Origin of the sequence: Longimicrobium sp. (assembly GCA_036377595.1) — a bacterium.
Taxonomy (GTDB): Bacteria; Gemmatimonadota; Gemmatimonadetes; order Longimicrobiales; family Longimicrobiaceae; genus Longimicrobium.
Genome location: DASUYB010000089.1, coordinates 26,861 through 39,315, shown reverse-complemented (window position 1 = coordinate 39,315; position 12,455 = coordinate 26,861). Strand labels below are relative to the sequence as shown.

The following is a 12,455-nucleotide window of genomic DNA, read 5'->3' as shown; positions in this document are numbered from 1 at the left end:
CCATGAAGCGTACTCTGCCGGTCGCCCTCCTCCTGCTCGCGGCGCCGTCCGCGCGCGCGCAGTCGGCGCCGCCCGCCCCGATCCAGGACAACAGCTTCCTGATCGAGGAGGCCTACAACCAGGAGTCGGGGGTCGTGCAGCACATCAGCGCCGTCTCCCTGACCAGGGGAGGGCGCTCGTGGGAGTACGGCTTCACGCAGGAGTGGCCGCTCTTCGGGCGGCGCCATCAGGCGAGCTTCACGCTTCCCTTCCAGAACGCGGGCGGGGCGTCCGGCGGCGGGGTGGGGGTGGGCGACGTCGCGCTCCACTACCGCTACCAGCTCGCCGGCGCCGCCGGCGGACCGCTGGCGGTGGCGCCGCGGCTGAGCGTGCTCCTTCCCACGGGCGACGCCGCCCGTGGGAGGGGAGCGGGCGGGGCGGCCGTGCAGGTGAACCTCCCGGTCAGCCTCACCCTCTCCGCCGGCGTCGTGGCCCACACCAACGCCGGGGCCACGCTGACGCCCGCCGCCCGCGACGCGGACGGGAACGAGGCGCGCACCACCGGCGTGAACCTGGGCCAGAGCCTGGTCTGGCTCGTCCATCCGAAGGCGAACCTGCTGCTGGAGGCGGCCTGGACGCGCGAGGAGGAGGTCACCGGCCCCGGTGAGCGCGCCGCCGCGAGCAGCCTCCTCCTTTCCCCCGGCGTCCGCTTCGCCATCGACTTCCCCTCGGGGCTGCAGGTGGTTCCGGGCGTGGCGGTGCCCATCGGCATCGGACCCAGCCGCGGCGAGCGCGGCGTGTTCCTCTACCTGAGCCTGGAGCACCCGTACTCACGCGCCGGACGCTGACGCGGAAGCGGGGACGGACCCTTCCGCCGCTGCGCTGGGGAGGGGGCCGCGACGAATCGTCACCCGTCCGTAAGCACGACGGCCTCACGCGTTTCCGCGCGAGGCCGTCGTCTTCGCTCGAGGTGAGCTCGATCAGGATCGCCGGTCCGCCTCCATCACCTCCACCAGCTCCTCCGCCGCGTGCAGGTCCAGCGGGTCGCCGCCGTCGCGGCCGGGAGGATTCGCCGGCCGCCCATCGCCCAGCAGCAGCCGCGCGGCGATCTCCAGCACCTCGCGCGCGTTGTCGTAGCTGATGCTGGCGATGGCCTCGTGCAGCGGCAGCCACACGCACTCGGTGATCCCCTCCTCCAGCTGGGGACAGGTGTCGCCTTCGGGAGATTCGATCAGGTAGAAGTGGCAGTACTTGTGGATCAGGCGGCCGCGGAAGCGGAAGAACCAGTCGATCGTGCGCAGCTCGGGACCGAGACGCAGCTCCTGCAGCCCCGTCTCCTCGACGACCTCGCGGAGCGCGGCGTCGGCGGCGGTCTCCGCTCCCTCGAGGTGGCCCTTGGGGAAGCCCCAGTGGTGGTAGCGGTCGCGGATCAGCAGCACGTGCGCGGCGCCGTCCCTCCAGCGGTAGATGACCCCGCCCGCGCTGGTCTCCACCACCGGCCGGATGGCGCCGCCGCGCCCGCCGCGTCCGCGCCGCTTACCCACCGCCCAGCCGCTCCAGGATCTGCACGGCGTTGGTCGCCGCGCCCTTGCGCAGGTTGTCGGCCACCACCCAGAGGTGGAAGGTGCGCGGCAGGTCGGGGTCGCTCCGCAGCCGGCCCACGAACACCTCGTTGCGCCCCGCGATCTCCAGCGGCGTGGGGAACGACTCCGGCCCCCCCGCCATCAGGATCCCGGGGAACACCACCAGCGCGCGGCGGAGCGAGTCCAGCAGCATCTCCTTCTCCGTCTCCACCATCACCTGCACGCTGTGGCCGACCTCGACGGGAACGCGCACGCAGGTCGCGGCGACGGGAAGGTCGGGAAGGCCGAGGATCTTGCGGGTCTCGTTGATCATCTTCCGCTCCTCGCCCGTCCACCCCTCGTCGTCGAAGTCGCCGATCTGCGGCACCACGTTCCCCGCGATGCGGCGAGTGAAGGGAGAGCCGTCCACCGGCGCGCCGAGCTTCACCGCCTGCAGCCCCTCGCCCTCGAGCTCCCGCAGCAGCGCGTCGCGCCCCGTCTCGCCCGCGCCGCTGGCGGACTGGTAGGTGGTGGCCACCACGCGCGCGAGCCCCGCCGCCCGCCGCACCGCCTGGAGGGCGACGACCATCTGGATGGTGGAGCAGTTGGGGTTGGCGATGATCCCCTTCGGCCGCTCTTCCGCCGCGGCCATGTTCACCTCGGGAACCACCAGGGGGACGTCGGGATCCATCCGCCAGGCGGACGAGTTGTCGATCACCACCGCGCCCTCGTCCGCCGCGCGCGGGCCCCACTCCTTCGAGCGCGTGGCGCCGGCGGAGAAGAGCGCCACGTCCACGCCCTGGAAGATGCCCGGGCGCGGCGCCTCTACGGTCACGTCGCGCCCGCCGAAGCGCACCGTCTTCCCCGCGGAGCGCTCCGAGGCCAGCGCCGTCAGGCGATCGACCTTGATCCGCCGCTCGGCCAGGACGTCCAGCATGGTCCGTCCCACCGCGCCCGTGGCACCCAGTACCGCAACGTGCATCGTTCTCCCCTTTTATCGTTCCGCGACCCCGGCGGCCGTGCCCGCTTCCTCCAGCCGGAAGGCGCCGTGCAGCGCCTGCACCGCCTCGGTCTCGCGCTCCGTGGGGACCAGGACGGTGATGGAGATGGACGAGGTGGAGACGCCCTGCACCTCGATCCCCGCGTCGAGCAGCGCGCGGTACGCCCTGGCGTAGACGCCCGGCCGCCCCGTCATCCCGTTCCCTACCAGCGCGATGCGCGAGAGGCCGGTGTGCGCGGCCACGTGCCCGCCGCCCAGCGGCTCCAGCGCCCCGCGCAGCACTTCCTCGGCCTGCGACGCGCTTTCCTCGGGTACGGTCAGCTGCAGCTGCATCCGCCCATCGCCGGCGAAGCTCTCGTTGACCATGTCCACGCTGATGCCGGCGGCGGCCAGCGCCTCCAGCAGCACCGTCTGCGTTTGCATCCCCGGGGCCAGCCCGCGCAGGACCAGCTTGGCCTGCCCGCCTTTCGGCGCAACCCCGGTCACCACCATCTCTTCCATCGTCCGCGCCCTGTGGGTGATGAGGGTCCCGCGCTCCCCGTCGCCGCCGTCGTCCACGAAGCTGCTCAGCACGCGGATGTCCACGCCGAAGCGGTCGCCGATGTCCACCGCGCGGCCATGCATGACCTGCGCCCCGTTGGCCGCCATCTCCATCATCTCCGCGTGCGTCAGCTGGCGGATCACCCGCGCGCCGGGGACGCGCCGCGGGTCGGCCGTGTAGACGCCGTCGACGTCGGTGTAGATCTCGCACGCGTCCGCCCCCAGCGCGGCGGCGAGCGCGACGGCGGTGGTGTCCGACCCGCCGCGGCCGAGCGTGGTGATCTCCTTCTCCGTCGACACGCCCTGGAAGCCGGCGACGATGGCGATGCAGCCGTCGTCCAGCGCCTCGCGCACGCGGCCGGCCTTCACCTCGCGGATGCGGGCGGCGGTGTGGCGCGTGTCGGTGATGATGGCGGCTTGGCTGCCGGTGAACGAGCGTGCCTCGAAGCCCTGCTCGCGGATGGCCATGGTCAGCAGCGCCGCGGCGATGCGCTCACCGGCGGTCAGCAGCATGTCCATCTCGCGTGGATGCTCGTCCTGCGGCCGCTCGCGTCCCGTCACCAGCGAGGCGAGCGTCGTCAGGTCGTCCGTCGTGTCGCCCATCGCGGAGACGACGACCACAAGGTCGTGCCCGCGCCGGCGCGCGTTCGCCACGCGCATCGCCACCGCGCGGATCCGCTCCGGCGACCCCACCGACGTTCCCCCGTACTTCTGGACCAGCAGCATATGGATCAGGTGATGTGTTGACGGTCAGAACCTGCTCTTCGCCACGTCGCCGTGTCGGGCCTCCGCGCCACCGACGGACGTCAGCCCGAGGCCGGCCACACCGTCATCGCGCCGGCGCCGAAGGTCGCAGGCCGAAGGATCCGTGGCCTGCCTCCGCGCGTGAGCCCGGCTGTCGCTCGTGGGCCGGCGATAGATCCTTCGGGAGCGCCGGAATTCGGTGCGGACGCCGGGTCGGTGCGGCGCTCCCTCAGGATGACGTCTTTGCGCGTGGGGCTGGATGCACCAAGGCTCGACGCACTCACGCACTCACGCACTCACGCACTCACCACTTCAGAACACCTGCAGCTGCCCGATGTACTTCCCGGGATTCTGCTGGATGTCCGCCATCAGCCGCTGCAGCGTCTGGATGGCGCGCTGCGTCTCCTCGTACAGCGCCGGGTCGGCGATCAGGCGGCCCATCGTGCCGTTCCCCTCGTTGATCTTCTGGATCGCCTGGTTCAGCGTGGTCATCGCCTGCTGCGCCTGGGCCAGCGTGGGCGCCACCTGCGCCAGCCCGGGCTGCATCCCCTGGATGGTGCTGTTCAGCGTCGTCGCCGTCTGCCCGAAGGTGCGGATGGTGGTGTCCGTCCTGGCGACGAGCCCGGGGACGCCGCTGGCCGCCGTGTTCAGCTGCCGGCTGAACTGCTCCAGGTTGGCGCTGGCCTGCCGCGCGTTCCCCAGGATCTGCTGCACGTCGCCCGAGTTGAAGTTGCGCCGCACGTCGCGCGCGGTCAGCGTGAACTCGGTGGTGGCCGTGCGGATGTTCCCCGTGGCGTCCAGCACGTTCTGCCCGACCTGCCCGTAGAGGCGCGTCTGCTGGTCGATGAAGCCCTTCAGCTGGCCGGAGATGTCCTCCACGTTCCCCACCGTGCGGCGGATGTCGAGCGCCGTCTGCTCGGTGAACGCCAGCCCGATGCGGTCGGAGAGCGTCTGCAGGTTCCCCGCGATGTCGGCCGCCACCGCTGTCAGCTGGGTGATGTCGGGCATGGTGGCGCCGGGAAGCGCGCGCACGCCGGGCATCTGCACGAAGTCCAGCGTCTTCCACGCCGAGCGCGACACGATGGCCGCCTGCCAGTCGCCGAAGAACGACTCGGGCTCCACCAGCACGCCCGGGTCGCGGGGGAGCACCACGCGCTCGTCCACCGCCATGGAGACGAGCACGCCGTCGCCGCGCGGGGCCAGCTCGATGTGCGTCACCCGCCCCACCTTCACCCCGCGGTACTTCACGGGGCTCCCTTCGGCCAGCACGCCCACCTCGGCGAACACGGCGGACAGCTCGCGCGTGGGGGTGCCGAACGACTTCCCCGAGAGCCAGATGGCGCCGGCCAGGGCCACCAGGATGCCGGCGATCACCACCATCCCCACCAGCGCCTCGTTCTTCAGCTTCATGCATCCCTCCGTGGCTGCTCCAGCGGCTGCTCGGCGTCGTGCGCCAGGTCGGGGCGGCCCTCCACGAAGCTCCGGACCGTCTCGTTTTCGCTGCTCCGGATCTCGTCGGGCGTGCCCACCTCCACCACCCGCCCCTCGTAGAGCATGGCGATGCGGTCGCTGATGGAGTACGCGCTCTTCATGTCGTGGGTGATCACCAGGCTGGTGACCCCCAGCTCCTCCTTCATCCGCATGATCAGCCGGTCGATCACCGTGGTGGTCACCGGGTCCAGCCCGCTGGTCGGCTCGTCGTACAGCAGGTACTTGGGGCGATAGGCGATGGCCCGCGCCAGCCCCGCGCGCTTGCGCTGCCCGCCCGAGAGCTCGGCGGGAAAGCGGTCCTCGTAGCCCGAGAGGTCCACCAGCGCCAGCGACTGGGCGATCCGCTCGCGCATCTCCCCCTCGCTCAAGCCCCCCTTCTTCACCAGCCCCATCATGATGTTCTCGGCCACGGTCATGCTGTCGAACAGCGCCGCGAACTGGAACACGTAGCCGATGTTCAGCCGCAGCCGGTACAGCTCCTCGCGCGGCAGCCGCGGCACCTCCTGCCCGTCCACGAACACCGTGCCCCGGTCGGGGCGGAGGAGGCCGTTGATGTGCTTGAGCGCCACCGACTTCCCCGCGCCCGAGAAGCCCACCAGCGACACCGTCTCGCCCTCCTCCACGTCCAGCGACAGGCCGCGCAGCACCCGCTTGGGGCCGAACGCCTTATGGACGTCGCGCAGCTCGATGCTCACTGTTTCAGGATCGTGGCGGCCCAGAAGGCGTCCAGCACCAGGATCAGCATCCCCGAGATCACCACCGCGCGCGTGGTGCTGATCCCCACGCCCTCGGCGCCGCCCCGCGTGTGGAACCCCTGGTAGCACCCCACCAGGGTGATCACGAACCCGAACGAGAACGACTTGATGACCGAGTAGATGATGTCGAAGTGCCGGTAGAAGAGCCGCAGCCCGCGGATGAAGGTCTGCGCGCTCATCTCCAGTAGCGCCATGCTGGTGACGAGGCCGAAGAAGATGGCCACCAGGTTGGCGAAGATCACGATGATGGGAAACATCAGCATCCCCGCCAGCACGCGTGGGACGACGAGGTAGGCCACCGGGTCGTACGCCATCGTCTCCAGCGCGTCGATCTGCTCCGACACGCGCATCGTTCCCAGCTCGGCGGCGATGTTGGCGCCGATGCGGCCGGCCAGCGCCAGGCCGGTGAGTACGGGGCCCAGCTCCAGCACCATCGTCTTCTCCACCAGCGTGCCCACGAAGTACAGCGGCACGGCCCCGGTAAAGGTGTAGCTGGCCTGCAGCGCCAGCACGATCCCCGTGAACGCGGACAGGAACAGGGCGATGGGCAGCGAGTCCACCCCCAGGCGCCGCATCTGCCCGACGAGCAGCGGGCCCCAGGTGCGCACGTTGCCGGCGGAGCGCGACGCCTCGGCGGTGAAGCGGCTGAACACGCCCACGCCGCCGAACATGCGCAGCGTGGCGGCGCCCAGCGCGGTGAGGCTTCGGTTCAGGTCCATGCGGCGCAAGATACGGGGCGTCCGGAGTGCCACGCCAGCACGGGCACCCGTGGAGATCGCGTCTGAGTCGATGCGAGGCCGGGGCTCGCAGGAACGCCCGGACCCCGACCGGGCCCGGGCGTCTGGAGGCCGTCCGGGAGGGCGCGTGGGCGCGGCGTTCAGCCCGCGCCGAGCATGCCGCCCCACTCCGGGGGAGCAAATCGGATGCCCGTGAAGAAGCGGCCGAATTCGCCGTACACCGCGCTGGCCTCGTCGAAGCGCATCTCGGTGACCAGCCGCTTGAAGTCCAGCGGGTCGCGCGCGAACAGCGTCACGCCCCACTCCCAGTCGTCCAGCCCGATGCTGCCGGTGATCACCTGGAACACGCGCCCGGCGTAGCGCCGCCCCGTCATCCCGTGGTCGCGCATCAGCCGGCTGCGCTCGCGCACGTCGAGCGCGTACCAGTTCTGCCCGGCGCCGCGTCGTTTCGTCATGGGATAGAACGACACGTAGCGCATCCCCTCGGGCACCTGCGGAAAGAGCCGCGTCTTCACGTGCGCCGACCCGGCCTCGGCCGCCGTGACGGTGGCGAGGTGCTGCCTGAAGGCGTCCGACTCGGGCTCGCCCAGCCCCGCCGCCTCGGCCGTGGCGTGGTACAGCCCCGCCTCGGTGACGGAGAGGTACTCGTAGACCAGCGTCAGCGCGCGGCCCACGTCGGAGGTGGCGATGGTGCGCTGCACCTCGGCCAGCGCGTCGAGGGTGGGGCGGAAGTGGATGAACATGAAGTCGGCGCCGCTCGCGCCGACGAGACGGACCGGCTCGCTCCATCCCTCGCCGGCGGAGGCGTTCAGCCGCTCGAACAGCGCGCGCGCCTCGTCGGCGAAGGCGGCGGCGCGGCTGCCCAGCGGCCAGTCGATGGAGAACATCTGGTGCAGCGCGTACCACCCTTCGAGGGTGGCGGGCGCGATCTGGGACGGCATCGGTCGTGTCGATCGGGGTGGCTCGCGCGCTCATCCTGCGCACGGATGCGAAGATACGCCCGCGCGAAAGGGCGAGCAACGCGCACGGTCAGGCGATCCTGGAAGTCTCACACGGAGGGAACGGAGGGAACGGAAAGACCTCCTCCGTTTCCTCCGTTCCCTCCGTGTGAGCTATCTTCCGTTACTTCCCGCGGATGGCGCGGATCAGCTCGTCCTTGTCCATCTTGCTGCGCCCGGGGATGTCCTTCTCCTTCGCGATGTTGTACAGCTCGTCGCGGCTGCGCGCCTCGTAGCCGCGGTTGGGGTTGCCGGTGCCCTGCGTGGTCCGGTTGGGCGTGCGCCCTTCCTCGCGGCGCTGCTTGTTCACGGTCCGCGCGGCGATCTCCTCCGCGCGGTCCTCGCTCATCCCGCGCTCGCGGCTGCTGTCCTTGATGTGGTCGTACATCCGCTCGTCCTTGCTGCTCCACCCTCTCGGCATCGTCTCCTCCCCTGGTCCGGTTCCCCTCGTCTCCCGATCCCTTCTGTTCTGCCAACCCCATGCCACGCAAGCACTTCACGGACGTGTTCAGGAGATGGTGAGACGGAGATCCAACCGTGACGTGACGCTCGTATCCCTGGCCCGAGGGTGATGGTGAGATGGCGTGTCGTCAGAGATTGCGGCCGACGCGCGTTCGCTGTGAGGCGGTTGGTCGTTGCGAGGAGATGCATTACCTTTGTCGCGCGCTCCCCATGCGAGCGCGGCATCCGCGTCCCCTCCGCGCATCGGCGACCGAGGCTCCGGACCGGTTCCCCAGGCAGGTTCCCCGAATGAAAGCAGGCTCACACAGACGCGGCCCCGGCCGTGCCGTGCTCGCGTTCGCGCTGGCGCTGGCCGCCGCGCCCGCGTCGGCGCAGGTGCGCGACGTCCGGCTGTCGCTGGACAACGACGCGTACGACTTCTGGATCCCCGTAGACAGCCGGCCGGACCACGACTACACCAACGGCGTGGACCTGTCGATGGAGATCGCCGGCGGGCCGCTGTGGGCGGGGAAGCTGGCGCCGCGCTCCGCCCGCTGCTCCGGCGGCGAGTCCGCCGACAGCGCGTGCACCAGCACCACCTTCGCGTTCGGGCAGAAGCTGTTCACCCCGCGCGTCGACGCCGCCGAGCCCGTCCCCGGCGAGCGCCCGTACGCGGGGTGGCTCTACCTGTCGGCGACGGGGAACGTCCTCACCGCCGCCGGCCGCCGCTCGGTGGGGGTGGAGATCGGGGTGACCGGCCCGCCCTCGCTGGGAAAGGCGATCCACACCGGCTGGCACCGGCTGGCGGGATTCTGGGACCCGGAGGGATGGGACAACCAGCTCCGCTTCGAGCCGGGGATCGTGGTGCGCTACGACGAGTCGCGCATCCTTGCCGACCTGCGCTCGGGGGATGTTCGAGTCGCCACCCTCGCGCCTGAGTGGGGCGCCGACGCCGGGAACGTGCACGTGGGCGCGCACGCGGGCGCCACGCTGCGGGCGGGGTGGAACGTGCCGCACCCGTGGAGCCGCGCCGCCGACCGCCGCGCGGGCCCCGCGTCGGTGTACGCCATCGCCCGCGTGCGCGAGGACGCCGTGGCGCGCGACCTGTTCCTGGACGGCGCGGGCGGCAGCCCCAGCGTGGCGCGGCGCCCGTTCCTCTGGCAGTACGAGGTGGGCGCGGGCGCGCGGCTGGGCGGCCTCACCCTGGAGTACCGCGCCCTCACCCAGGCCCGCCAGTACGAGACGCAGCCCACGCCCCACACCTACGGCACCTTCGAGCTGAGCTACCGCCTGCGGTAGGCCCTCACCCGGACCGCGCTGAGTCGCCGCGAGCGAAGCGAGCCCGGGTCCCTCCCCCAGTCGGTTTTGGGGGAGGGACAGGCGCGAAGCGCCAGGGAGAGGGCGCCGCGCGCAATGGAAACGGCCCTGCTCGCCACTCGGCGAGCAGGGCCATTTTCGTCAGCACTCAGCACTTCCGTACATCCGTACCCTCGCACTTCCGCACTCACGCACTCACGCACTTCGGTCATGCCAGCGGCACCACCACGTGATGCGTGCACGTCGCCGCGCCTTCGTTCTTGCATCCCCCGTCGCCGTGCTGCACGGTCACCCGCTTGCTCAGCAGCACCTGGAAGAACCCCTGGATCACGCCGCGGTCGAACTCGCATGGATAGGGCGTGCCGGTGGTGATGTCGGCCGAGCGCTCGCTCTGCAGCCGGTAGCTGATCGCGCCGGGCGTGATCCCGCGGTGGTTCATGTCGAAGGCGATCCCGAACGACGCCAGCACCTTCTCGAAGGTGTCCAGCCCCGGCGGCAGCGGCACGTGGTGGGGGATCTGCTTGCCGATCTGCAGCAGCGTGTTGGGCCCCATCTTCTGCCCGATGGTGCGCAGCGACTGCACGTAGGCGGGAAGGGGATACCATTTCTCCACGTCCACGCCGTGGATGCCGTACTCCTCCAGGATCTGCTCGCCGCGCTTCCGGAACGGACCCATCGCCGCCAGCATGGAAAGGATGTTGCCACCGCTCACGGTGGCGTCTGCGGGTACGCGCACGTCGTCGCTCAAGGTCCTGTACGTCCTGTCTGAAGGATCGTGCTTCCCGGAGGGGGGTGCCCGCGGCGGCCCGGGACGGCACCGGACGCGCGCGCAAGGGAGGCGGGAGGGGGCTTCGTTCGGCGCCGGAGCGTGCTCCGGCACCCGATGTCACGGACAGAGCGTGGAATATGCCGGGCGCACCTGCTACCGTCAAGTGTAACACCTTGTACGGGAGCCATTTACTTTCCATGCAGTCCCCTTCGTCCCGCTCCGGCCAAAGCGGCTGATTCGGAACCCCGCGGCCAACCTGGAGACCGGCGGAGCAGCGGGATGGAGTAAACGCGCGGGCGCGGTGGACGCGGCGCACGCGCGGGGCGGCGGGAACACCCGAGGTGGCGCAGATCACCGCCACCAGCGTCTCGTCGGCGTAATCGAGCCCGATGTAGCCCTCGCGCGGGGCCACGCGCACCAGGTCGTGCCGCGTCTCGCGCGCGAACTCGAAGTCGGCGTACGGGGTGAAGCCGGCGCGGCGCAGGCGCTCCACCCAGACCTCCGCCGGCTCGTGGCGCTCGTAGCGCGTGGCCTCGCCGTTGGCCACGATGTCCTCGATCTCGCGCGCGAAGAACATCTTCATCGCCGCGGCCTCGTGCGGCTCCACCTCCAGCTCGTCGATCAGCCGGAAGGTCAGCCCGAAGTGGTGCCAGGAGGCCTTGAAGCGCTCGACCAGGCTGGCGGTGTGGTGGTTGGAGCTGGGCTCGGCCAGCACCACCGCGTTGGGGTCCAGCTCGCGGATGCGGCAAAAGATCTGGTCGCGCAGGCGCGACCCCTCGGTGCACTGGATGTGGTGCGCCGCGAACGAGGCGTTCACCACCAGCGGGCAGTCGAACACCGCCAGCTCGGCCCACTCGGCCTCGGTCATGTCCTCCACCACCTTGTGCACGGGGACGAACTCCAGCTCGAAGCCCAGCTCCACGCTGGCCTCGAACAGCCCCATCTGCGCCTCGATCAGGCTCCCCGCGTCGGGCTCGACGGCCACGACGTTCAGCCGCTGGGGGAGGCGGTGCTGCGCGGCCAGGAGCCGCAGCATGGCGATCTCCTGGTGCCCCGAGCCGATGCCGATGTCGAAGATAGTGACCTCCTCGTGGCCGCCCACGAAGCGCGCCAGCAGCTGGTTGGCCAGCGGCGCGGTCAGCGCCACGGTGGGGAGATGGCGCGCGAGGAGGTTGAACAGGGAGATCTGCGTGTCCTGGAACTGGCGCAGGTACAGGTTGATCTCCTCCGTCTTCTCCGACGACAGCCGCTTCGACAGCGCGCGGGCGAAGAGGTAGAAGTGCAGGTCGCCGGCGCCGCCCCCCGCGTCCATGCGCTCCTTCACCACGCGGTCGAGCAGCGCGCGCGCCGAGGCCTCGCGTCCGGCCTGGGCTTCCTGGGCCACCGAGAGCAGGGTTGCGTACTTGCGAGTGTCCATCGTCTCTCCCTAGGACGTTGTGTGGCTCCCATCGCGTCTCCAGCCGGGGACACGCGAGGGCGGAAAGTGAATGATCTGTCTGCGGGATTGCGTGGCAGCGGGGCGGGGCAGGCCGAACCGGTACCAGCGGAGCGGCGGATCGGGTAGACCGCACCCATTCAGCCGCAACATCCAGCGTACAGGATAGCGACACTGTACAACTTCCGCAAGTGTGTCTGCAACTGATTGGCATCGCGCGGCTTGGTGACTCCGTGCATTCTATCTGTATAAATTCCGATCAACAGCCACATTCACCGGTAGAAACAGTTGGATTCATCCACGAGTGGCTGCTACAGATGCAATCTGAGCCATCCTTCAGACAACAATATTTACCGTCATTTAAAGTAGAATAGATGAGAAGGGTTGTCCGATGATCCGGCCGTGGCGTGAACGGAGCGCACGTGAGATGAATGCGAAACGGCCCGGCGGAGAGGGTCTCCGCCGGGCCGCTGCTTGGATATTTCGTGTCGGATCAGGAGTCGAATCCCTCTCCGTCGTCTTCCCACTTGATGTACTCGAAGCCGGTGCGGCAGCGATTGCACCAGTACTGTGCCATCGACAGCTGCCCGCCGAACGGGTTGAGCAGCCGCGTGTCCGTCCCCTCGCAGAAGGGGCAGGGGGCGTGCTCCGGCGGGGTGCCGGCCTCGCGGGTGGCGGGCTCCATCG

General features: G+C 70.3%; 13 protein-coding genes. 3 read left to right on the top strand and 10 right to left on the bottom strand.

Translation table 11 applies throughout. From position 1 onward, the window contains the following. The first annotated feature begins 2 nt into the window (after nucleotides 1–2). Entirely contained in the window at nucleotides 3–827 is an 825-nt protein-coding gene (locus VF092_12900) for a hypothetical protein (GenBank protein ID HEX6748186.1), read from the top strand. A 132-nt stretch (nucleotides 828–959) separates the two neighbouring features. Here VF092_12900 and VF092_12895 read toward each other — a convergent pair whose 3' ends face one another. The 8 genes from VF092_12895 to VF092_12860 form a co-directional block, all read right to left on the bottom strand. After that, nucleotides 960–1,523: an NUDIX hydrolase gene (locus VF092_12895; GenBank protein HEX6748185.1), complete on the bottom strand. Its 564-nt coding sequence runs from the start codon at nucleotides 1,521–1,523 to the stop codon at nucleotides 960–962. After that, nucleotides 1,516–2,523 (bottom strand): aspartate-semialdehyde dehydrogenase, encoded by a 1,008-nt coding sequence (locus VF092_12890; GenBank protein HEX6748184.1) that lies wholly within the window; start codon nucleotides 2,521–2,523, stop codon nucleotides 1,516–1,518. The genes VF092_12895 and VF092_12890 overlap by 8 nt, the downstream gene beginning before the upstream one ends. A gap of 12 nt (nucleotides 2,524–2,535) precedes the next feature. Next, nucleotides 2,536–3,807 (bottom strand): aspartate kinase, encoded by a 1,272-nt coding sequence (locus VF092_12885; protein ID HEX6748183.1) that lies wholly within the window; start codon nucleotides 3,805–3,807, stop codon nucleotides 2,536–2,538. Between the two features lie 330 nt (nucleotides 3,808–4,137). Continuing rightward, entirely contained in the window at nucleotides 4,138–5,235 is a 1,098-nt protein-coding gene (locus VF092_12880; GenBank protein ID HEX6748182.1) for an MlaD family protein, read from the bottom strand. Continuing rightward, nucleotides 5,232–6,011 (bottom strand): ABC transporter ATP-binding protein, encoded by a 780-nt coding sequence (locus VF092_12875; GenBank protein HEX6748181.1) that lies wholly within the window; start codon nucleotides 6,009–6,011, stop codon nucleotides 5,232–5,234. The genes VF092_12880 and VF092_12875 overlap by 4 nt, the downstream gene beginning before the upstream one ends. After that, nucleotides 6,008–6,790, bottom strand: coding sequence for an ABC transporter permease (locus VF092_12870; GenBank protein ID HEX6748180.1), 783 nt, complete (start codon nucleotides 6,788–6,790; stop codon nucleotides 6,008–6,010). The genes VF092_12875 and VF092_12870 overlap by 4 nt, the downstream gene beginning before the upstream one ends. Nucleotides 6,791–6,948: 158 nt before the next feature. Then, nucleotides 6,949–7,749, bottom strand: a complete 801-nt coding sequence (locus tag VF092_12865) for a chlorite dismutase family protein (protein HEX6748179.1) — start codon at nucleotides 7,747–7,749, stop codon at nucleotides 6,949–6,951. Between the two features lie 181 nt (nucleotides 7,750–7,930). After that, a complete protein-coding gene (locus VF092_12860) occupies nucleotides 7,931–8,227 on the bottom strand; it encodes a Rho termination factor N-terminal domain-containing protein (protein HEX6748178.1) in 297 nt (98 codons plus the stop codon). A 329-nt stretch (nucleotides 8,228–8,556) separates the two neighbouring features. Between VF092_12860 and VF092_12855 the strand changes: the two genes are divergently transcribed. Then, a complete protein-coding gene (locus VF092_12855; protein ID HEX6748177.1) occupies nucleotides 8,557–9,546 on the top strand; it encodes a lipid A deacylase LpxR family protein in 990 nt (329 codons plus the stop codon). A 226-nt stretch (nucleotides 9,547–9,772) separates the two neighbouring features. On the opposite strand, the gene VF092_12850 is transcribed toward VF092_12855, so the two are convergent. Beyond that, entirely contained in the window at nucleotides 9,773–10,312 is a 540-nt protein-coding gene (locus VF092_12850; GenBank protein HEX6748176.1) for a hypothetical protein, read from the bottom strand. Nucleotides 10,313–10,881: 569 nt separating this feature from the next. Between VF092_12850 and VF092_12845 the strand changes: the two genes are divergently transcribed. Further along, nucleotides 10,882–11,610, top strand: coding sequence for a hypothetical protein (locus VF092_12845; GenBank protein ID HEX6748175.1), 729 nt, complete (start codon nucleotides 10,882–10,884; stop codon nucleotides 11,608–11,610). A 651-nt stretch (nucleotides 11,611–12,261) separates the two neighbouring features. On the opposite strand, the gene VF092_12840 is transcribed toward VF092_12845, so the two are convergent. Continuing rightward, on the bottom strand, nucleotides 12,262–12,453 hold the full coding sequence (locus VF092_12840) for a hypothetical protein (GenBank protein HEX6748174.1): 192 nt from the start codon (nucleotides 12,451–12,453) through the stop codon (nucleotides 12,262–12,264). Between the last annotated feature and the right edge of the window lie 2 nt (nucleotides 12,454–12,455).

Coding starts and splice junctions, on each gene's coding strand:
- VF092_12900 (HEX6748186.1), top strand. CDS start 3: ATGAAGCGTACTCTGCCGGTCGCCCTCCTCCTGCTCGCGGCGCCGTCC.
- VF092_12890 (HEX6748184.1), bottom strand. CDS start 2,523: ATGCACGTTGCGGTACTGGGTGCCACGGGCGCGGTGGGACGGACCATG.
- VF092_12885 (HEX6748183.1), bottom strand. CDS start 3,807: ATGCTGCTGGTCCAGAAGTACGGGGGAACGTCGGTGGGGTCGCCGGAG.
- VF092_12880 (HEX6748182.1), bottom strand. CDS start 5,235: ATGAAGCTGAAGAACGAGGCGCTGGTGGGGATGGTGGTGATCGCCGGC.
- VF092_12870 (HEX6748180.1), bottom strand. CDS start 6,790: ATGGACCTGAACCGAAGCCTCACCGCGCTGGGCGCCGCCACGCTGCGC.
- VF092_12865 (HEX6748179.1), bottom strand. CDS start 7,749: ATGCCGTCCCAGATCGCGCCCGCCACCCTCGAAGGGTGGTACGCGCTG.
- VF092_12860 (HEX6748178.1), bottom strand. CDS start 8,227: ATGCCGAGAGGGTGGAGCAGCAAGGACGAGCGGATGTACGACCACATC.
- VF092_12855 (HEX6748177.1), top strand. CDS start 8,557: ATGAAAGCAGGCTCACACAGACGCGGCCCCGGCCGTGCCGTGCTCGCG.
- VF092_12845 (HEX6748175.1), top strand. CDS start 10,882: ATGTCCTCGATCTCGCGCGCGAAGAACATCTTCATCGCCGCGGCCTCG.
- VF092_12840 (HEX6748174.1), bottom strand. CDS start 12,453: ATGGAGCCCGCCACCCGCGAGGCCGGCACCCCGCCGGAGCACGCCCCC.